At 52.9% G+C, this 20537-nt stretch carries 20 protein-coding genes, 1 pseudogene and 1 riboswitch; of the genes and pseudogenes, 13 read left to right on the plus strand and 8 right to left on the minus strand.

Translation table 11 applies throughout. The features are described from left to right. Positions 1-5: 5 nt before the first annotated feature. Positions 6-506 (minus strand): DUF523 domain-containing protein, encoded by a 501-nt coding sequence (locus tag BFG58_RS22610; protein ID WP_069720620.1) that lies wholly within the window; start codon positions 504-506, stop codon positions 6-8. A gap of 141 nt (positions 507-647) precedes the next feature. Between BFG58_RS22610 and yegS the strand changes: the two genes are divergently transcribed. Further along, positions 648-1547, plus strand: coding sequence for a lipid kinase YegS (gene yegS, locus BFG58_RS22615; RefSeq protein WP_045908639.1), 900 nt, complete (start codon positions 648-650; stop codon positions 1545-1547). Positions 1548-1600: 53 nt separating this feature from the next. On the opposite strand, the gene fbaB is transcribed toward yegS, so the two are convergent. Next, positions 1601-2653 (minus strand): class I fructose-bisphosphate aldolase, encoded by a 1053-nt coding sequence (fbaB, locus tag BFG58_RS22620; RefSeq protein ID WP_008500869.1) that lies wholly within the window; start codon positions 2651-2653, stop codon positions 1601-1603. Between the two features lie 250 nt (positions 2654-2903). On the opposite strand from fbaB, the gene BFG58_RS22625 reads away from it, so the two are divergent. Genes BFG58_RS22625 through BFG58_RS22635 form a run of 3 tightly spaced genes read left to right on the plus strand, consistent with a single transcriptional unit; the run spans position 2904 to position 6132 of the window. After that, positions 2904-4181: a nucleoside permease gene (locus BFG58_RS22625; protein WP_069720621.1), complete on the plus strand. Its 1278-nt coding sequence runs from the start codon at positions 2904-2906 to the stop codon at positions 4179-4181. Then, entirely contained in the window at positions 4178-5182 is a 1005-nt protein-coding gene (locus tag BFG58_RS22630; RefSeq protein WP_069720622.1) for an ADP-ribosylglycohydrolase family protein, read from the plus strand. The genes BFG58_RS22625 and BFG58_RS22630 overlap by 4 nt, the downstream gene beginning before the upstream one ends. Then, the gene (locus BFG58_RS22635; RefSeq protein WP_069720623.1) at positions 5179-6132 is read left to right on the plus strand and encodes a PfkB family carbohydrate kinase; all 954 of its coding nucleotides are present in this window, start codon (positions 5179-5181) and stop codon (positions 6130-6132) included. Before BFG58_RS22630 ends, BFG58_RS22635 begins: the two co-directional genes overlap by 4 nt. On the opposite strand, the gene BFG58_RS22640 is transcribed toward BFG58_RS22635, so the two are convergent. Genes BFG58_RS22640 through thiM form a run of 3 tightly spaced genes read right to left on the minus strand, consistent with a single transcriptional unit; the run spans position 6106 to position 8462 of the window. Continuing rightward, positions 6106-6852 (minus strand): GntR family transcriptional regulator, encoded by a 747-nt coding sequence (locus tag BFG58_RS22640; RefSeq protein WP_069720624.1) that lies wholly within the window; start codon positions 6850-6852, stop codon positions 6106-6108. The genes BFG58_RS22635 and BFG58_RS22640 overlap by 27 nt on opposite strands. Before the next feature lie 42 nt (positions 6853-6894). Continuing rightward, complete coding sequence (gene thiD, locus BFG58_RS22645; protein WP_069720625.1) at positions 6895-7695, minus strand: bifunctional hydroxymethylpyrimidine kinase/phosphomethylpyrimidine kinase; 801 nt, start codon at positions 7693-7695, stop codon at positions 6895-6897. Next, on the minus strand, positions 7692-8462 hold the full coding sequence (gene thiM / locus BFG58_RS22650; RefSeq protein ID WP_069720626.1) for a hydroxyethylthiazole kinase: 771 nt from the start codon (positions 8460-8462) through the stop codon (positions 7692-7694). Before thiM ends, thiD begins: the two co-directional genes overlap by 4 nt. 35 nt (positions 8463-8497) lie before the next feature. Next, positions 8498-8594, minus strand: a riboswitch (TPP riboswitch). 344 nt (positions 8595-8938) lie between these two features. Between thiM and BFG58_RS23640 the strand changes: the two genes are divergently transcribed. The 3 genes and pseudogenes from BFG58_RS23640 (at position 8939) to BFG58_RS23650 (ending at position 10156) form a co-directional block, all read left to right on the plus strand. Continuing rightward, positions 8939-9403, plus strand: a complete 465-nt coding sequence (locus tag BFG58_RS23640; RefSeq protein ID WP_083261565.1) for an STM2901 family protein — start codon at positions 8939-8941, stop codon at positions 9401-9403. Continuing rightward, positions 9397-9723: a DUF1493 family protein gene (locus BFG58_RS23645; protein WP_083261567.1), complete on the plus strand. Its 327-nt coding sequence runs from the start codon at positions 9397-9399 to the stop codon at positions 9721-9723. The genes BFG58_RS23640 and BFG58_RS23645 overlap by 7 nt, the downstream gene beginning before the upstream one ends. Positions 9724-9741: 18 nt before the next feature. Next, positions 9742-10156 (plus strand): annotated as a pseudogene (locus BFG58_RS23650) (Hcp family type VI secretion system effector). Here the strand turns inward: BFG58_RS23650 and BFG58_RS24160 are convergent. After that, positions 10073-10333 carry a hypothetical protein gene (locus tag BFG58_RS24160; protein ID WP_175430187.1) on the minus strand — a complete coding sequence of 87 codons (261 nt, stop codon included), beginning with the start codon at positions 10331-10333 and terminating at the stop codon, positions 10073-10075. The pseudogene BFG58_RS23650 and the gene BFG58_RS24160 overlap by 84 nt on opposite strands. A 416-nt stretch (positions 10334-10749) precedes the next feature. On the opposite strand from BFG58_RS24160, the gene BFG58_RS24395 reads away from it, so the two are divergent. From BFG58_RS24395 to BFG58_RS22670, 3 genes are all read left to right on the plus strand, one after another. Further along, the gene (locus BFG58_RS24395; RefSeq protein WP_254665216.1) at positions 10750-11865 is read left to right on the plus strand and encodes a YadA-like family protein; all 1116 of its coding nucleotides are present in this window, start codon (positions 10750-10752) and stop codon (positions 11863-11865) included. A 603-nt stretch (positions 11866-12468) separates the two neighbouring features. Next, positions 12469-12822, plus strand: a complete 354-nt coding sequence (locus BFG58_RS22665) for a hypothetical protein (protein WP_069720628.1) — start codon at positions 12469-12471, stop codon at positions 12820-12822. Positions 12823-13053: 231 nt separating this feature from the next. Further along, a complete protein-coding gene (locus BFG58_RS22670) occupies positions 13054-13305 on the plus strand; it encodes a hypothetical protein (protein ID WP_139125341.1) in 252 nt (83 codons plus the stop codon). 74 nt (positions 13306-13379) lie between these two features. Here BFG58_RS22670 and BFG58_RS22675 read toward each other — a convergent pair whose 3' ends face one another. Continuing rightward, a complete protein-coding gene (locus BFG58_RS22675) occupies positions 13380-14813 on the minus strand; it encodes a glycoside hydrolase family 32 protein (RefSeq protein ID WP_069720630.1) in 1434 nt (477 codons plus the stop codon). 15 nt (positions 14814-14828) lie between these two features. Next, on the minus strand, positions 14829-16070 hold the full coding sequence (locus tag BFG58_RS22680) for an MFS transporter (RefSeq protein WP_069720631.1): 1242 nt from the start codon (positions 16068-16070) through the stop codon (positions 14829-14831). 238 nt (positions 16071-16308) lie between these two features. Between BFG58_RS22680 and BFG58_RS22685 the strand changes: the two genes are divergently transcribed. The 3 genes from BFG58_RS22685 (at position 16309) to BFG58_RS22695 (ending at position 20511) form a co-directional block, all read left to right on the plus strand. Beyond that, positions 16309-17316, plus strand: a complete 1008-nt coding sequence (locus BFG58_RS22685; RefSeq protein ID WP_069720632.1) for a LacI family DNA-binding transcriptional regulator — start codon at positions 16309-16311, stop codon at positions 17314-17316. 333 nt (positions 17317-17649) lie between these two features. After that, complete coding sequence (locus tag BFG58_RS22690) at positions 17650-19026, plus strand: diaminobutyrate--2-oxoglutarate transaminase (RefSeq protein WP_014884533.1); 1377 nt, start codon at positions 17650-17652, stop codon at positions 19024-19026. Between the two features lie 18 nt (positions 19027-19044). Next, positions 19045-20511 carry an aspartate aminotransferase family protein gene (locus BFG58_RS22695; RefSeq protein WP_069720633.1) on the plus strand — a complete coding sequence of 489 codons (1467 nt, stop codon included), beginning with the start codon at positions 19045-19047 and terminating at the stop codon, positions 20509-20511. The last annotated feature ends 26 nt before the right edge of the window (positions 20512-20537 follow it).

The following is a 20537-nucleotide window of genomic DNA, read 5'->3' on the forward strand; positions in this document are numbered from 1 at the left end:
CGGGCTTATTTTTTGCCTTCTCTCTCCTCAATCCAGGCAATGAGTTCGTCGATTTGCTTCTCTGAGAACACGGCGATCCCATTCTCAGCGAGCAACGATGCCGCAACCCCCCTCCCCGTTTTATGTATGCCGCGAAACGATCCGTCATAAATAAACTCACTGCCGCACGTTGGGCTGCCATCGGTTAACAATGCAGCGCTACACCCCGACTCGTGAGCAGCGCGTAGCGCAAGCCAGGCTGCAAGCTGATAATGTGCGGTCACGTCCTGCCCGGTATTTTCAATAATTCTGGCTTGCCCGCGCATTACGTCTTTGCCATCAGCGGACATAATCTCTACCGGAGGACGCGGTACAGGCAGCCCGGCAGCCAATTCAGGGCAGTGGATAACCAGACGTTGTTCCTGTTGCCAGCGAGCGAGTTGCGCGTTCATTCTCGCTTTTTCACTTCCGTTATAACGAACCCTGAAGCCCATCAGGCACGCGCTTACCAAAATTTTATTCATCATCACTTTCCTGTGATTACGTTAATATCATCGCTGGAGTGTAACGCGCTTTCAGGCTTATTTTGTTCCTTTCATCCTGTTCTTACCCGCTTTTTTCCTCTCTGCTATACACTCTTACTAACGCTAAAAAAGGGAGAAGCGCGGATGGCAACCTATCCAGACAGTTTATTGATTCTCAATGGCAAAAGTGCGGGCAACGATCTCCTGCGTCAGGCAATTCAGGATTTGCGTGACGACGGCGCGCGCATCCACGTCAGGGTAACCTGGGAAAAAGGCGACGCGGCACGCTATATCAATGAAGCCCTCGGGCTTGGCGTCAACACCATCATTTCCGGCGGCGGCGATGGCACCATCAATGAGATCGCGTCAGCGCTGATCGACCTGCCCCCGGCAAACCGCCCGGTGATGGGCATTTTACCGCTCGGCACCGCCAATGATTTTGCCACCAGCGCAGGGATCCCGGAGGCGTTAGAAAAAGCGCTCCAGCTGGCGATCCTCGGTAAAGCCACCGCGGTAGATATTGCGCAGGTGAATGACAAAACCTGCTTTATCAATATGGCCACCGGCGGGTTCGGCACGCGCATCACCAGCGAAACGCCGGAAAAACTGAAGGCGGCGCTGGGCGGCGTGTCGTATCTCATCCACGGTCTGATGCGCATGGATACCCTCAAGCCTGACCGCTGCGAAATTCGCGGCGAGGATTTTCAGTGGCAGGGTGACGCGCTGGTCATTGGCATTGGCAATGGTCGACAGGCTGGCGGCGGCCAGCAGCTGTGCCCGGAGGCGCTGATCAATGACGGTCAGCTACAGCTGCGGATTTTCACGGGCGATGGCCTGCTGCCCGCGCTGTTTACCACGCTGACGCAGCCGGAAGAGAGTCCGAATATCATTGATGGGAAATCCGCATGGTTTGAGGTCAATGCCCCGCACGGGATGACGTTTAACCTCGACGGAGAGCCGCTAAGCGGAACACAGTTCCGCATTGAGGTGTTGCCCGGCGCGCTGCAGTGTCGGTTGCCGCCGGACTGTGTGCTTTTGCGCTGATGGTATTGCCGGGTGGCGGCTACGCCTTACCCGGCCAACACTTCGCCCTCAGGTCAGGCAATCGTGACTTTGCTGTCCAGATAGACGTCCTGCACCGCATTGATCAGCTTCACGCCGTCGGCCATCGATTTCTTAAACGCCTTACGACCCAGGATCAGCCCCATGCCGCCCGCGCGTTTGTTAATAACCGCCGTACGCACTGCGTCTGACAGGTCAGTATCGCCGCCCGCCGCGCCGCCGGAGTTAATCAGCCCTGCACGTCCCATATAGCAGTTCGCCAGCTGGTAGCGCACCAGATCGATCGGGTTATCGCTGGTCAGCTTGCTGTAAACGCGGTCATCGGTGTAACCAAAGTTCACCGCTTTATAGCCGCCGTTATTCTCGGCCATTTTCTGCTTCACGATGTCTGCGCCAATGGTCGCCGCCAGATGGTTCGCCTGGCCGGTAAGATCGGCCGACACGTGGTAATCCACGCCGTCTTTTTTGAACGCCGAGTTACGCAGGTACGCCCACAGCACGGTTACCATACCCAGCTCGTGCGCGCGCTCAAACGCCGCAGAGATCTCTTCAATCTGACGACGGGACTGTTCAGAGCCAAAGTAAATCGTCGCCCCAACGGCAACCGCCCCCATATTGAACGCCTGCTCGACGCTGGCGTAGAGCGTCTGGTCATATTCGGTGGGATAGCTCAGGGTTTCATTGTGGTTCAGCTTCACGAGGAACGGAATGCGGTGGGCATAGCGACGCGAGACGGAGGCCAGCACGCCGTAGGTGGAGGCCACGCAGTTACAGCCCGCTTCAATCGCCAGCTCAACAATGTTCTTCGGATCGAAATAGAGCGGATTCGCCGCGAAAGAGGCGCCCGCCGAGTGCTCAACGCCCTGGTCTACCGGCAGAATGGAAAGATATCCGGTGCCACCGAGCCGCCCGGTGTTGTAGAGCGTCTGCATATTTCGCAAAACCGCAGGCGGACGGTTGTTATCGACCATCACGCGGTCGACGTAGTCGTGACCCGGCAGATAGAGCTGGTCGGCTGGAATGGTCATACAACGATGCTGTAAAAGGCTGTCGGCGTCTTTGCCAAGCAACTGCGCAATATCAGTCATGTGATACTCCCGTAAGTCCGACGTCGTGTCGGTGTGTGTTTATCCAGTCCCATTATTTATGGGCAGACTAAGCCTGGTACCGACTTAACAGATTTTCCACCTTTTGCATTTTTTTTCAGCACAATCTGCTGGCTCGATTCGTGTACAACAAAACTGTTACATTGATCAAACAATCGCCACAAAGGTATTTAAAAGGTATTATAGAATGGTATGTTAAAGGCGTACCCTCTCTGACATGCAGGATTAAAAAATGAAAACGAAAGTCCAACTGTCATTCATGATGTTTGTTGAATGGTTTATCTGGGGCGCGTGGTTTGTGCCGCTGTGGCTGTGGCTGAGCAAAAGCGGTTTTACCGCCGGGGAAATCGGCTGGTCTTATGCCTGTACCGCCATTGCCGCTATCCTCTCCCCAATTCTGGTCGGATCGCTGACGGACCGCTTCTTCGCCGCGCAGAAAGTGCTGGCGGTGCTGATGTTTGCCGGCGCGATTCTGATGTACTTCGCCGCACAGCAAACCCAGTTCAGCACCTTCTTCCCGCTGCTGCTGGTTTACTCCCTGACCTATATGCCCACCATCGCGCTGACCAACAGTATTGCCTTCGCGAACGTGGATGACGTCGAGGCCGATTTCCCGCGTATCCGCGTGATGGGCACTATCGGCTGGATCGCCTCCGGGCTGGCGTGCGGCTTCCTGCCGCAGATGCTGGGCTATAGCGATATTTCCGATACCAATATTCCTCTGCTGATGACGGCAGCCAGCTCCGCCCTGCTCGGCGTGTTTGCCCTCTTCCTGCCGAACACACCGCCGAAAAGTACCGGCAAGCTGGACTTCAAAGTGATGCTGGGGCTGGACGCGCTGGTCCTGCTGCGCGACAAAAACTTCCTCGTGTTCTTCTTCTGCTCGTTTCTGTTCGCCATGCCGCTGGCCTTCTATTACATCTTCGCCAACGGCTATCTCACCGAAGTGGGAATGAAAAACGCCACCGGCTGGATGACGCTCGGCCAGTTCTCTGAAATCTTCTTTATGCTGGCGCTGCCGTTCTTTACCAAACGCTTTGGTATTAAGAAGGTCTTACTGCTGGGTCTGATCACGGCCGCCATCCGCTACGGGTTCTTCGTTTATGGCGGTGCGGAACAGTACTTCACCTACGCCCTGCTGTTCCTCGGCATTCTGCTGCACGGCGTGAGCTACGACTTCTACTACGTTACCGCGTACATCTACGTGGATAAAAAAGCGCCGGTGCACATGCGTACCGCCGCGCAAGGCCTGATTACGCTGTGCTGCCAGGGCTTTGGTAGCCTGCTGGGTTACCGCCTGGGCGGCGTGATGATGGAAAAAATGTTCGCATATAAAGAGCCGGTGAATGGGCTGACCTTCAACTGGGCCGGAATGTGGGCATTTGGCGCAATCATGATTGCCGTGATTGCCGTGCTGTTTATGCTGTTTTTCCGCGAATCGGACAAAGAGATCACTGCTATTGAGGTGGTTGATGGCGATACCGCGCTGACACAAGGGGAAGTTAAATGAAACAAGAACGTGTTCTCGGTGCCCTTTACGGGCAGGCGTTAGGGGATGCGATGGGCATGCCGTCGGAGCTGTGGCCGAGAAAGCGCGTCAAAGCGCACTTCGGCTGGATCGACCGCTTTTTACCCGGCCCGGCAGAAAATAACGCGGCCTGCTATTTCGGGCAGGCAGAGTTCACCGACGATACCTCAATGGCGCTGTGCCTCGCCGATGCGATCATTGAGTGCGACGGGGAGATTAACGCAGACGTTATCGGCAAGCATATCCTGAACTGGGCGCTCGATTTCGACGCGTTCAACAAGAATGTGCTCGGCCCGACCTCAAAAATCGCGCTTAATGCGATTCGTGACGGGAAACCGGTCAGCGAACTGGAAAACAACGGCGTGACGAACGGGGCGGCGATGCGCGCCTCCCCGCTGGGCTGCCTGCTCCCGGCGACGCGGCTGGAACACTTTGTTGAACAGGTGGCGCTGGCCTCCAGCCCGACCCATAAATCGGACCTCGCCATTGCCGGCGCGGTGGTGATTGCCTGGGCGGTTTCCCGCGCCATCGACGGCGAAAGCTGGCAGAACATCGTTGATGCCCTGCCGGGGATCGCCCGCTATGCGCAGGAGATGAAAACCACCACCTTCAGCGCGTCGCTGGCGGCGCGTATTGAGCTGGCGCTTAAGAACGTGCGGGAAGCCAACGGTATTGACTCCGCCAGCGAGCAGGTTTATCAGCTGATTGGCGCGGGAACCAGCACCATCGAGTCCGTTCCGGCGGCCATTGCGATGGTGGAACTGGCGGGAACCGACCCGAACCGCTGCGCCATTTTATGCGCCAATCTGGGCGGTGATACGGACACCATTGGCGCTATGGCGACGGCCATCTGTGGTGCGCTCCACGGTGTGCAGGCGATTGACCCGGCGCTCAAAGCCGAACTCGATGCCGTCAACCAGCTCAGCTTCGGCCATTATTGCGAGAAACTGCTGCACTTCAGGGAGCAAAGGGAGGGCGTATGAATGCATTTGCCCAACGTCTCGAAAATCTGCACGCCACGCGCCCGGTGACGGTGCTGGGCGCAGCGGTGATTGACGTCATCGCCGACGCCTACGCCCTGCCCTGGCGCGGGTGCGATATCGAACTTAAGCAGCAGGGCGTGAATATTGGCGGCTGCGCGCTGAATATCGCCATTGCCCTGAAGCGGCTCGGCATTACGGCGCAAAACGCTCTGCCCGTCGGTCATGGCGTGTGGGCAGATATTATCCGCAACGCCATGGCGAAGCAGGATCTGCACAGCGCCGTGGAGGCCGATACGGGCGATAACGGCTGGTGCCTGGCGCTGGTTGAGCCTGACGGCGAACGCACCTTTATGTCCTTTAGCGGCGTGGAGAACCAGTGGCAGCAGCGCTGGCTGGATGCGCTTCACGTCCCGCAAAACAGCCTGGTGTATTTGTCCGGCTATCAGTTGGCCTCACCGTGCGGTGAACTGCTGACACGCTGGCTGGAGGGATTACAGGACGTGACGGCCTTCATCGATTTCGGCCCCCGTATTGCGGATATCCCCGACGCGCTGATGGAGAGAATCATAGCCTGCAGGCCAATCGTGTCCCTTAATCGTCAGGAAGCGGAGATCGCAGCCGGGCGGCTGGGTGTCGTGGCTGAAAACCTGGGTGCAGAGTGGCAGCAGCGTTTCGGGGCCGCACTGATTGTGCGCCACGATAAAGACGGTGCGGCCTGGTATGACGCCGGGAGATCGGGCGTTGTTCCGGCGTTCCCGGCGACGGTCGTGGACACCATTGGCGCAGGCGACAGCCACGCGGGCGGCACGCTTGCCGGACTGGCGGGAGGATGGTCGCTGGCGGACGCGGTTCTGCTAGGTAATGCCGTGGCGTCCCGGGTGGTCAGCCAACGCGGCGGCGATTGCGCACCAACTCGCGAGGAATTACTCCTCGCACACAAAGACGTATAGGTCGCTGCGACAGTAGCTGATGCTGTACTCAATCGGCCGGTGCTGCTGGTCAAGCGCGACCTGCTTGATCACCAGCACCGGTATTTTTTCATCCATCTTAATGTGCGCCTGAAACTCGCTGTCCGGCATGCGGGCGCTCACCCTTGAGCGGGTGCGTTGCGGGAAGATATTCTGGCTGCGGAAGTAGTCGTAGAGAGAAATACCAATCGCATCCGGGTCGGGAATTAACCCGACCGGGACCCAGGACTCTTCAATGGACACCGCATCGTCATCCACATAGCGAATGCGCTTGAGCAAAAAGACCTCGCTGTCCGGGGAGATCGACAGGTGGTCAGCCACCTCTTCCGGGCATTTCACCACCCGCTTGTTAACCCAGAGCGTATTTGGCGTTTGGCCGCGCAGCACCACCTGCTGTGAGAAGCCGCGCGCCTCTTTCAGCGAATATTCGAAGATATTGTTGATTTGCGTCCCGTAGCCACGAGCGCGCGTCACCACACCCTCTTCCTCCAGCGCCTGCATCGCTTTACGCACGGTAATGCGCGACACCCCGGTCAACTGGCTCAGATCGCGCTCGCCGGGCAAAATATTCCCGTGCTCCAGCACCCCGCTGCGCACCGCATTTTTTACCGTTTCGGCAAACTTCAGGTACAGCGGCGTGTTATCGGGCGCGGCGATCCGTTCATTCAATTGAGCGATTAACCGGGTATGCGCTTGTTCCATCTCTGTTTTCTCAGGCGTGATGTATTCTGCCAGTATACTGGCTTACCACCATGCATGAAAATGATGAACCGGCCCAATACCGTGACCGACTTCCAGAGTATCGGCTTTTGCCAGCGCCGCCGAGAGCCAGGCTTTCGCTTCGCGCACCGTATCGACCCAGCCTTCATGCCGGGGACGCAGCGCCGCCAGCGCGGCCGAGAGCGTACAGCCCGTGCCGTGGGTATTTTTGGTCTGCACGCGTGGCGCGGTAAAGCGCACTTCGCCGTCGCGGGTGAAGAGCCAGTCCGGGCTTTCCGCGTCATCCAGATGCCCACCCTTCATCAGCACCGCCCCGCAGCCCATCGCCAGCAGCGCGTTGCCCTGCGCTTTCATCTCGCGTTCCGTTTGCGCGTGCGATGTGCCCAACAGCGCGGCGGCTTCCGGCAGGTTGGGCGTGATGAGTGCTACCTGTGGCAGCAGCTTTTTGCGTAGCGTTTCCACGGCAGAGGCGGAGAGCAGCGGATCGCCGCTTTTCGCCAGCATCACCGTATCCAGCACTACGTTTTGCACCTGATAGCGTTTAAGCCGCTCGGCCACCGCTTCAACGATATCCGTTTCGGCCAGCATGCCGATTTTGGTGGTATCGATGCGCACGTCGCTGAACACTGAATCCAGCTGCGCGGCAACAAAATCCGGCTCGATACGGTAGACCGACTGCACGCCGCGCGTGTTTTGCGCCACCAGCGCGGTGATGACCGAGCAGCCGTACGCGCCAAGGGCTGAGAAGGTTTTCAGATCAGCCTGGATACCCGCGCCGCCGCTGGGATCGGTGCCGGCAATGGTCAGGGCGTTAATTCGCTTCATGCCTGCTCCTCCAGCGTGTAGAGCGCATCCAGGAACGCGCTGGCAAAACTGCCCGGGCCACGCGACTGCGCAACGGCGACCGTTCCGGCTCGTTTCATCCATCCGCAGGCGGCAGCGATGTTATCCAGCCGGTCACCCGGCAGCGAACAGCTCGCCGCCACAACGGCAGAAAGCGCGCATCCGGTGCCCACCACGCGCGTCATCAGCGGGTCACCGCCGGTAACCGTTCGGGTACGTTGCCCGTCCGTGATGTAGTCCACCTCGCCGGTGACTACCACAATCGTATTGATCTGCCGGGCCAGCGCCTGGGCAGCAGGCACCGCGCTGGCGGCGGTATCGGTCGTATCGACGCCGCGCCCGCCGGCGCTCATCCCGGCAAGAGCAAGGATTTCAGAGGCATTGCCGCGAATGGCCGCCGGTTTCAGGGCAAGAATTTGATGGCAAAAGCGGGTGCGGAACGCCAGGGCGCCCACGGCAACAGGGTCCAGCGTCCAGGGCTTGCCTGCCGCCACCGCGCTTTCAATGGCACGACGCATCGACTGGGCGCGCGGCGCGGTCAGCGTGCCAACGTTAACCAGCAGCGCATCGGCTATCGCGGCAAATTGCTCGGCCTCTTCGGCCTCGATCACCATCGCCGGGGATGCGCCAAGCGCCAGCAAAACGTTGGCCGTAAAGGTCTGTACGACGTCATTGGTCATACAATGGGTCAGCGGAGAACGGGTGCGGAAGTGATGTAAAACGTGTAAATCGAGCAGGTCAGGCTGCATGGGTTCGCTCCTGCCTTGCGTGAAGAAGCGATGACCGGGAAGGCATCTGACTTCCCTACGCTGGCATTATCCAGATCAGGTAATACGGGTATTTCTCAGCCTTCACAAAGAAGGGCACCCCGAGTCATTTGGTAAGCATTAGCTTACTTTTTGCCAGATTAGGGGAATTTGCTGGCTCAAGCAAGCCCACTCTTTCGGATAATGATTCTTCACTCAAGGCAGGAGCGAAAGACTTCGAGTGCTCAAAAAGAACAACGACATTCTATTACACACTGTCTTTTTAGTTAAACAACTAAAAGGTCCTTCCCAGAAAAGAAAATAATTAACATTGTAAGAGATGGTATTGAGCAGTAGCTAATGAATTATTTAGCCAACAGCACTTTGATTTTAAGTGCTTTTTCATAAAAACAGCTTCCCCTTTGTACTTGCACGCAGTACGATTAATAAACATGTTGCCTGAAACTAAAGGGTTACTGATGGATACAGTTGAAGAATTAAATGGAACATATTTCTATGCAGGGAAATCTAATCTTACTGCGTCTGAATTGTTTTTCATGATTTTCTGTGAAAAAGTTGTAGAGCAATTAGGGTTAGGTGTTGCTGACTTCACTGCAGTCGTAGCTATTGTATCTGGGCGTAATTCTCTTCCCACAAGGGCAAAACCTACAGGTGCAGAAAAGGGTACCTCTTACGCTTCTAAAGCAGCACGTAAGGTATTCAAAAAAGCAAAGTTTCCATTTGGAATTAAACTCCCTTCTGTGATTGGTGGTTATCCTCCTTCAACGATAAGAATTAGATCCGTAGCGAATATTGCCGCTTTTACAGGAAGAGCCATACCAGTTTTAGGATGGATTATTTTCGCTTCGGATGTGTCTCAAATTAGTTATAACACAATTCGAGAATATAACACCATTGCTAGAGGTGATGATAAATCATGGTAGATAATCTTGAATCAAAAATTTATGATTTAGTACGTAAATATGATGGTGTTTATATTTTAAATAATAAACACAAGGAATTAACACCTGAAACGGATTTAGATACCGATCTAAATCTTGATGAATATGAAGCAGAAGAGTTATTAGAAAAATTCTTTGCTCAATTCCATGTTGATCGTGGAAAATTTTGTATTAAAACTTATTATCCTGATACACCGACATCATTTAATCCTTTTAGGAAAAAAGAATCTATCCCTGTTCCTCATTTCACAATAGGGATGTTAATTGAATCAGCAAAATCTAAGCGCTGGTTATATGATTAACAGCAAGGAGCGTTAAAAATGGCTGTACCAGTACATTTGATTTTAAAAGATGATGGTGGATCTCAGATCATGGGATCTTGTGACGTTCATGGACGTGATGGAAGCATAGAACTGCGTAGCTTACAGCATAGCGTGATCATTCCTACAGACAATTTAACAGGTAAAGTGACAGGAAGCCGGCAACATTGCTCATTCAATTTCACTAAAGAGATTGACAGTTCATCATCCTATCTGTTTAAAGCTGTTGCAACGGGGCAGAACATTAGAAAGTGTGAAAGTAGTTAGCTTTAGTCCTGTAATGCACGATACCCGAACGGCTACGGGTACAGGCCATATGGAAGATATTTCTTTAGCCTACGAGAAAATCACTCACCTTTATAAGGATGGCAATATCTTGCATTCCGATGCCTGGAACGAAAAGAAACAAGCATAGCAAAAAACCTTTAAACATGGGGCTACCCTGCCCCTCCTTCAGACTCTCCATTTTGTATAACAATTCTGTTACTAAGTCATATAAATTTATATCCAGATACATTTCGCTTGAGTTTTCAACAACAATATTTTTAGCAAAAAACTGCAGGATTACTGTTAGGCTCAGCATTGCTTTCATTCAAAACATAAGAAGGATTCACTAATAAAACAGAGAGAGAGATCCATTAACTGACATTAACTATTTCGCCTATTTTTCATCTTTCCTCGCCAAAAAACTTAAAAAATGTTAATGAGTTTTTATTTCATGCATATCATGAAATCAAACCAACTTAAAACTTATATCATTGATATTTAACACATAATATCTTTTTTAATACAACGAACTAAATTAGCTATTAATGCGATTTATGATTTAGATCAATAATCATAATTACACATTCATAGATAGTTGCTGCACGTTACGAAATAAGTTGCCAAACTTAAATTTCTAAACACGCCATAATTTAATCAAGATATAACAAGAGGTTATATCTTTCCGCCAGGATAGCACCTTTACTTTAATTTATTTCTTGCATTGATGATGAGAGCTTTCAAATGAAACCTATCAATAAATCTGCCGTAGTTGTATTTGGTTGTTTGTTCGCTGGTATTATGGTCAAGGCACATGCTGCAACGCTGACTGTTGATCAATATAACAACCGTCTAAATCTGGCTCGTTCTTTGGCTTCTGACATCGCTAATGACTATAACAATGCTCTGCGCGCTTATACTGCACAGGGTTCTAAAAGTGGCACACCAGAAGCACAAGCGTTAGATGACGCTACACAACGTTATTTGCACGATTTACCTAAGCTGAAAGCAGATATTCAGGATCTGACTAATAATACAATTTTAGCGCCTAATCCAATTCAGCCTAAGCCGTATGCTGTACCCTCTAAACCACAGGCTACACCAACAAAACAACCACAGGCGATCCCACAACCTCAACAGTTGATTCCTCAGCCGTTACCACAGCCAACTAAACAGCCTCAAGCTATACCACCTCAACATTTGGTTATGAATGTACCGTTGAAGCAGTTCCCACAGACAAATACGCCTGTCAACTCGCCATTGGTAGCGGTTCAAACGTTCCCTACTACAACGATTACTAATACCCCTGTAACCGCTCCTGCGGGTGTTGTAGTGATTAATGGTGTTGATGGTAAAGATGGTAAGAACGGGTCTAGCATTGCAGGTAAACGTGGCGCTATGGGTGCTACCGGGGCTGTAGGTGCTGCTGGTAAAAATGGTTTGAATGGGAGTAATGGCGCTAACGGTGTTACAACCATCATCACTAAGCATGAAGTAGATCAGATTACTAAAAATAACGTAGCGGCTAACCGTTCAGCAATCAATGCTAACCGCTCTGCTATCAATGCAATGAATCAGCAAATTAACAGCCAATTCAAGAGCCTCAAAAGTGAAGTTGACGACAACAAAAAACAGGCTAACGCTGGTATTAGTGGTGCAATGGCAATGGCTGGCTTGCCTCAAGTGCAAGTCAATAAGAAAGTTATGTTTAGCGCTGGCGCAGCCACGTATGAAGGAGAAAGCGCCCTTGCTGTAGGCGCAAGCGTGAATTTCAATGATAATGTCATCGCTAAAGTAAGCTTCTCAGATGATACCGCTAATAACATGGGTGCTTCTGTTGGCGTTGGGATCGGCTTTTAAGTAAACGATAAAGCTCTTCGAATGTACTCAATATACATCCCCCTTTAAAGGTGTTTCTACAAGCTGTTGCATTAAAGGATCTAACGGCGAATTGAAAACCGTTAACCTAACTAACTATGTGTTTGACAGTTTTAAATTTATCTCGTTTATTTATCAAATATGGGGCCAACCCAACAATAAAGGAGTATTAATATACACCATGATTCATTGATACTTTTGTATAGTGAAGGAGTTAAATTTCCTGAGAAAGAATTATCAGAATGGTTCCTTAGGATAAAATAGTGATGATAGCCATGATTAAAGTAATTATATGCTCTGCATTAGTATCGTTAGCTTTAGTAGCTACTGGCGTATTTATAGGTATTACTTACAACCGTACCATATTAAACATAGCTTATAGCTGTGATAATAGCTAAACAGTCATTAATATGGGTTATGCACGTTCCTGCCTACCGAGTGTTTATATAAAGCGGATTGTTCCTTCTAATGTTTTTCTTAAACAGGAGGCAGGGATAGGACTATTATTTTGGCGATGCATTGTTACTACAATGCTACTTATATCCTTATTGTTGCAGTGATATACGAAAGGCAGAATTTAGAATTATGAAAAAACTATTATTAGCTGTTCTGGTTATTGCATCTCTTCCTGCTCATGCTATTAATGCGCACTATCGGGAGCAATTAGAGCGCTCTGGATGTACTCAAGTAACTGATGGCCATGGTTGCGATATTCACAAAACCAAAGTACAAAACAAAAAAGCAATTACGAGCCAACAAGATCGGATAGATTTAGAAGCTGATGCTTATAGTGTGGTTGATAAACCTATCTCTGATGCTGCTGAAACCCTCCTTTCGAAAGGCTGGAAGCCTAATAACGGCGTATGGAAGAAACAAGGCTACACTCTCAAGCTGAAATTAAAAGGTGAGAGTGTTATTGATTTTGTTCTAACTCATTAAGGTTAAGATGCCCCCTTACGTTTGCCCTATTTTTGGTACAGTGCATTAATCTAAAACTAGCCCCTTTCATTAGGGGGCTATATAGCAGCCATTGAGAGATAGCTTGATGCAAGCCATATAGTTATACGGTTAACACAAAGTGTAAGTGAGACCCGTGTTGTAAGTCTTTAGTGTATTGCTAGAGCTGCCCTTAACAGATGGGCGTTTTTTTTAATCATTCTTGAGGATTATATGATGGATGATGCAAATGAAGCAGTAAAAGAAGGGTTCGCTAAAATAGTGGGTGCGGGTTCTCCTGTACTTGCTATCGCTTCTTTAGGTGCTGTAGAAGGTCTTAGCGCTGCGGGTATCACGTCGGGGCTTGCTGCATTAGGACTCGGCTTTGGGATGGTTGGCGGTGTTGTAGCCGTGGGTGTAATCGGCTATGGCGCATATCATGGGGCTAAGTGGGTAGCGGATCAGGTTGAAGACTTGATAAAATAAATCAGGCGACTGCGGTCGCCTTTTTTGTTTGCCGGATTCTCTCCATGCAAAAGTCAGGAATGCCATAAGCCCTTTTATTCTAACTGCCACGCCCCGCCATGAATAAGCGACGCTCCCCCCGCCCAGGCAAATAACGCCAGCTCGCGGCAGTCGGTATCCGGATAGATACGGCTGCTGAGGCACGCTTCACCCTCGTTAACAAACACCTCCACGGAAGAGCAGTCAAAGAACAGGCGCAGGCTGAGCGCGTCGTTCAGGTTAAGCGCAACGCTTCGGGTGCCGCACAGGCCATACTGTGGATAGTGTCGTTCCAGCACCAGGCGCTGCATCTGCGCATCAACATAGAGGCGTAGCCCGTCGCCGAGACGAATGCCGTATTGCTCCGCGCTGCTGTTCGCGCAATCCCATTGCAGAATGACCTCCATCGCATCGCAGTGTTCCACTAGCGTCATCTGCTGGTTATTAAGCGTACTTATCGGCCAGGGGAACCACGCCCCGCGCAGGGTTTCAACTTCTCTGGCCGGCCGCATTTGCAGATGGTTATCCGCACTCAGGGTCAGCTCGCGAGGTAAGGAGAGCATGCCCGCCCAGCCATCCTCCTGTTCCGGCAGCGGGGATTCCCACATGTCCAGCCAGCCGATGACGATGCGTCGGCCATCCGGCGTCAGGAAACTTTGCGGCGCATAGAAATCATGCCCGTAATCCATCTCCACAAATTCACCTTCACGCACAAAGGGCTGACCAGGCTGCCATTCACCTACCAGATAGCCGCTCTGGAAAAGATTGCGATGTTTAAAGCCGTCTGCGGTGAGTCCCTGAGGCGAAAACATCAGCACGCGTTTCCCACCGAGAGTGAAGAAGTCCGGGCATTCCCACATATAACCCATCTCTTTTTCAGCCACCGCGAGCACGCCCCTGTCCTGCCACTCGCGCAAATCGGCAGACCGGTACGCACGCACCTGGCCCGTATCACCCTCCCGCGCGCCAACGACCATGTACCACCACTCCCCTTCACGCCATACTTTCGGATCGCGGAAGTGATGCAGTCCAGGTGGTGTGTCAATGACGGTCCCGTGCCGTACAAAGTGGATGCCGTCACGGCTGGTTGCCAGGCACTGAACCTGGTAGAGATAAGCCTCATCGCCGGGATCGCCGTGGAACTTGTGGCCGGTGTAGATCAGCGCCAGCGTGTCGCCATCCACCACCGCTGAGCCGGAAAAACAGCCGTCCTTGTCGTCTGGTCCTTCCGGTGCCAGCGCAACCGGGAGGTGCTCCCAGTGAACTAAATCTTTGCTGCGCGCATGGCCCCAGTGCATCGGACCCCATTGGGTCGAATACGGATGGTGCTGATAAAAGGCGTGATACCAGCCGTCAAACCAGACCAGGCCATTCGGGTCGTTCATCCAGCCAGCACGCGCAGCGAGGTGGTAACGGGGATACCAGCGCAGGTTAAGCCCTTCGCGTCTGGACTGAATTTCCTGTTCTGCTTTCGTAATGGAATACGTCATTTCTCTACTCTTTGATCAGATGGTGGAAGGTTGCGGCATGAGCGGGTCAGAAGAGGACTTACCCGAGCGCAACAGGAAGATGGAGATAAACGTGGTGCTGAAGACCAGTAGCCCCATGATGAGATAGGACTGGGCAAAGCCGTATTTCTCATAGCTGTAACCTGCCAGCGGCGACAGCACCGAGGCAATCACTGAGCTTGTACAGGCAAAGCCCACCAGATAGAGGGTGGAAGAGAGTCGCTTATCAAAATGCAGGCTGTTGTATTTGAAGATGGAGACCAGCAAAACGGGCAGCTCAACCGCGTGCAATAGCTTGGTAATGGAGATCAATACCGGCCCCTCAACCAGACCCGATGCCACCATACGCATCGCCATCACCATTCCGGCGAAAATCAGGCCGTTTTTCGCACCGAGGCGATTCACCAGCCACGGGGCGCAAAACATGCCCGCCGCCTCCAGGAAAACCTGGAAGGAGTTGAGATAGCCATACATGGCGTTTCCTTCCTGCAGCGTCGGGAACTGTGAGGAGAAATAGACCGGGAACTGCTGGTCGTAGACGCCATAAATACAGGTGCCGATAACAAAAAATACCAGCGCCCAGAAGCGCGGCAGCGTCAGCAGGCGCAATGCATCCTCCAGTGTGACCTTACCGCCGGATACCGCCTCCTGCATGGCGTGTGGCGCGGAAGAGACCCGGAGGCGTGCCAGCAACACAAAAAACACCAGCCCGGCGCAGCTCGCCACCGCGAAGTTCAGCTTCGGATTAATGTTGAACAGGAGTCCTGCAAAAAAGGTTGCCACCGCCCAGCCCAGCGATCCCCACATCCTCGCCTTGCCAAACTCAAACTGGCTCTGGCGGGCCACGCGCTCGGTATAGGACTCCAGGACCCCTATTCCGCCGTTAAACGTCAGCCCGATATAAACCCCGCCGAAAATACTGCCGAGTAACACGTTAATTTGCAGCAGATAACCAAACAGCAGGAAGGCCGGACCGGAAAGAATGAGCAGGCTGGTCAGAAACCAGAGCAGGTTTTTTCGCAGGCCGAGCTTGTCCTGAATGAAGCCGTAGCAGATTTGCGCGCACAGCGCGGAGACGGACAGCACGGCATAGATGACGCCCGTATCCCCTGCCTTTAACCCCACCTCCTGATGGAGCCAGATAGAGAGCAACGAGCCGGAAGATGACCATGTGACAAAAAAGAAAAAGAGTAGTGCGCTTAATAAAGGGTAGCTGTGAGAGTGATGCGTTTTCATCATGACATTCTCATGTTGGAGTAATGACGCAATGGTAACGTTAACATTTATTCTTTCTCATGCTGTTTGGTAAAAATTTAAGATGTTAATCACGAAAGTTAACGTTAACATTAAGAGAGTGAGATCTCGATCAAATATTCATCACTGAGGTAAACCTGACCTGGCCTGTGCATCAGCCTTCCTTTTACATCAGCGACTTAGTTGTATACCCTTTCACACAGAGCATTAACGGAGTAAGAAAATGGCTTCCCTGAAGGACGTCGCAAAGCTGGCTAACGTATCGCTGATGACGGTCTCCCGTGCGCTGAACAGCCCGGAGCGCCTTAAGCCGGAAACGCTGGCACGCGTTCAGCTGGCTATCGAGCAAACCAGCTACGTGCCCGATCTTTCCGCCAAGAAAATTCGCGGCGCGCATGCCTCGCCTAAAACCATAGGCGTACTGGCGCTCGATACGGTGACGACGCCTTTCTCGGTGGAGATCACGCTGTCGATTGAAGAGACGGCCAGAATGCACGGCTGGAACAGCTTCGTGATGAATATGTTTACCGATGACAACCCGGATGCCATTGTCGACCTTCTCCTTTCTCATCGGCCTGACGGAATTATCTACACCACCATGGGGTTACGTCAGGTTCCTCTCCCGGCCAAATTACTCACCCTTCCCTGCGTGCTGGCCAACTGCGAAAGTGACGGCGAAAAGGTCGCCAGCTATATTCCCGATGATGAACAGGGGCAATATACCGCCGTGCGGGCGTTACTCGCGGAGGGTTATCGACGCCCTCTCTGCCTGCATTTGCCTGAGGGGCATCTGGCCACCACCCGACGTCGTCAGGGGCTGGAACGTGCATGCCGTGAAGCGGGGCTCGATCCGGACGGCCTGGCGCACAGCTATATGGCACTCGGCGATGAGCACTATCGTGACATTCCGTCAGTATTGCTGGCGCACATGCAGAATGGTATTCCCCGGTTCGACGCGGTTATCTGCGGCAACGATCGTATCGCGTTTATGGTCTATCAGACGCTACTGGCGCAAGGGCTTCGCATACCGGAAGATGTCGCCGTTATCGGCTATGACAATATGGTGGGCATTGGGGAGTTGTTCCTGCCGCCTCTCTCGACGGTTCAACTGCCGCACTATGAAATTGGTCGCCTGAGCGCCCTGCATATTATTAACGGTGAAGAACATCAGGAAACCACGCGCGTAGAAAGTCCTTTTTTACCGCGTGATTCCGTTGCGCATGCAACGTAACCGCCGTTTTTTGCCCAGGACGAAGAAACAGGAAGCGTCACCCTCCTTTTATGCCGTTCGATGGCACGATTTGTCACACTCTTTTCTGTGACTTTACACACCAAGTAAACGGCCTGTAACGCGCTGTTTTTATTTGGCATAAAATGCAATTTTCATTTTAAAAATGGGGATATTTCCTCGTTACAGCCCCGTGTCACAAAACAGTAAACAAATTAACCATTGAGCCCCGTGGCAAAAGGCTCTATATTGGCGGCGTTTTTTTCAGGCCCCCATCTGTTTTTTAACTTTTTATTCAATCGTGGCTCATAACGAAGCGGCGGTTGTAGGAGTGATATGATGACGGATAAAGTCCGTATTGACACCGTAGATGCCCACAAAAGCAACGAAACCTATCTGGCCCGTCAGGCCGAGTTTGAATCTAACGTCAGGAGTTATCCGCGCAAACTGCCTTTAGCCATCACTAAAGCAGAAGGCGTGTGGATCACCGATGCAGATAATAAAGAATACCTTGACTGTTTAGCAGGCGCTGGGACCCTTGCGCTTGGCCATAACCATCCTGATGTGCTGAAAAGCATCCAAAATGTCATTACCAGCGGCTTGCCGTTACATACTCTGGATCTGACGACGCCTCTGAAAGACGCGTTTTCCGAATACCTGCTCTCTCTGCTGCCTGGTCAGGGCAAAGAGTACTGCCTGCAGTTCACCGGTCCATCCGGCGCTGACGCCGTTGAAGCGGCGCTGAAGCTGGCGAAAAAAGTGACCGGCCGTAGCGGTATCATCAGCTTCTCTGGTGGTTACCACGGCATGACCCACGGCGCACTGTCCGTGACCGGCAACCTGTCTCCGAAAGAAGCGGTTGACGGTATGATGCCAGAAGTCCAGTTCATGCCTTACCCGCACGAATACCGCTGCCCGCTGGGTATCGGTGGTGAAGCGGGCGTGAAAGCGCTGACTTACTACTTCGATAACCTGATCAACGACGTTGAAAGCGGCGTGCGTAAGCCTGCTGCGGTGATCCTGGAAGCGGTTCAGGGCGAAGGCGGCGTGAACCCGGCTCCGGCTGAGTGGCTGCAGCGCATCCGTAAAGTGACTCAGGAACACGGCATTCTGCTGATCCTCGACGAAGTTCAGGCTGGCTTTGCCCGTACCGGTAAATTCTTCGCCTTCGAACACGCTGGCATTGAGCCAGACATCATCGTGATGTCTAAAGCAGTGGGTGGCGGTCTGCCGCTGGCCGTACTCGGTATCAAAAAGCAGTTCGATGCATGGGCACCAGGTCACCACACCGGTACCTTCCGCGGCAACCAGCTGGCGATGGCAACCGGTCTGACAACGCTGAAAATCCTGAAAGACCAGAACATCGCAGGCAAAGTGGCTGCACAGGGCGAATGGCTGAAAGGCCAGCTGAAAGAGATGGCGAAGCGCTACCCAGTGATTGGTCACGTTCGCGGTCTGGGCATGATGATCGGTATTGAGATCGTTAAGCCACACGAAGCGGCTGACCACATGGGCTGCTTCCCGGGCGACGGCGAGCTGTCTGCACTGATTCAGAAGAAGTGCTTCGAAGCCGGTCTGATTCTGGAGCGCGGTGGTCGTAACGGTATCGTTCTGCGTCTGCTGCCTTCACTGCTGATCAGCGATGAAGAGCTGAAGATCTTCCTGGATAAATTCGAGCAGGCACTGCTTGCTGCGGGCGTTCGCCCGGCGTAACCGGAGTTGTTGATTACGATGTCTGATTCAAACCCAATTTTGTTCTCCTCTGCGCAGAGCATTGAAGCTTACCAGCAGGCGATTGAACAAAGCACTCAGGCTGTGATGCAGTGGCTGAAACAGCCTGAGATGTACCAGGGCAAAACGGTCGCGGAACTGCGCGACCGTATTAAGCTGGATTTCAACCCGAAAGGGCTGGGCAACGAAGCGGCGATTGAACGCGCCGTCGAGTTCTTCCTGAAAGACAGCCTGTCCGTTCATCACCCGCAGTGTGTGGCGCACCTGCACTGCCCAAGCCTGGTTGTAAGCCAGGCGGCGGAAGTGCTGATCAACGCCACTAACCAGAGTATGGACTCCTGGGATCAAAGCCCGTCCGCAACCATCATTGAGATCAAACTGATCGAGTGGCTGCGTACCCGCGTGGGTTATCAGGCTGGCGACGCCGGTGTCTTCACCAGCGGCGGAACCCAGAGCAACCTGATGGGCCTGATGCTGGCGCGCGATGCGTTCTTTGCGCGTCAGGGTCACTCTGTTCAGCAGAACGGCCTGGTAGGCGATCTGCGTAAGATCCGCGTACTGTGCTCCGAAAACGCGCACTTCTCCGTGCAGAAAAACATGGCGCTGATGGGCCTGGGCTACCAGTCCGTGGTGCAGGTGAAAACGGACGAATTCTCCCGCATGGATCTGACCGATCTGGCGGCGAAAATTGAGCAGTGCAATGCGAACGGCGAGCAGATTCTGGCGATCGTCGCGACGGCAGGTACCACCGATGCCGGTGCTATCGACCCGCTGCGTGCGATTGCAGAGCTGGCGGCGAAGCAGAACATCTGGGTACATGTTGATGCAGCCTGGGGCGGCGCGCTGCTGATGTCTGAGCAGTATCGTCACTACCTGGACGGCATTGAGCTGGTGGATTCCGTGACACTGGACTTCCACAAGCAGTTCTTCCAGACCATCAGCTGCGGCGCGTTCCTGCTGAAAGAAGCGCGCCACTATGAGCTGATGCGCTATCAGGCGGCTTACCTGAACTCTGAGTTCGACGAAGAAGCCGGCGTGCCTAACCTGGTCTCCAAATCTCTGCAGACCACCCGTCGTTTCGACGCACTGAAGCTGTGGATGAGCCTGGAAGCGCTGGGTCAGGAGCAATACGCGGCGATCATCGATCACGGCGTGACCCTGGCACAGCAGGTTGCGGCCTACGTGAAATCGCAGCCTGCGCTGGAACTGGTTATGCAGCCGCAGCTGGCAAGCGTGCTGTTCCGCTTCCGCGGACAGGTGCAGACGGATGACGCAGGTATCGCCCTGCTGAACCAGAAAATTGGTGACGCACTGCTGGAATCCGGCCGTGCAAACGTCGGTGTGACCGAGCATAACGGCGTGACCTGCCTGAAGCTGACGCTGCTGAACCCAACCGTAACGCTGGAAGATATTAAAATCCTGCTGTCTCTGGTTGAGCGTACCGCGCAGGAAGTTCTGGCCAAGTAATACAAAACCCCTCTTCCGCCGGGAGA

The organism is Enterobacter sp. ku-bf2, assembly GCF_001742765.1.
Taxonomy (GTDB): domain Bacteria; phylum Pseudomonadota; class Gammaproteobacteria; order Enterobacterales; family Enterobacteriaceae; genus Enterobacter; species Enterobacter quasiroggenkampii.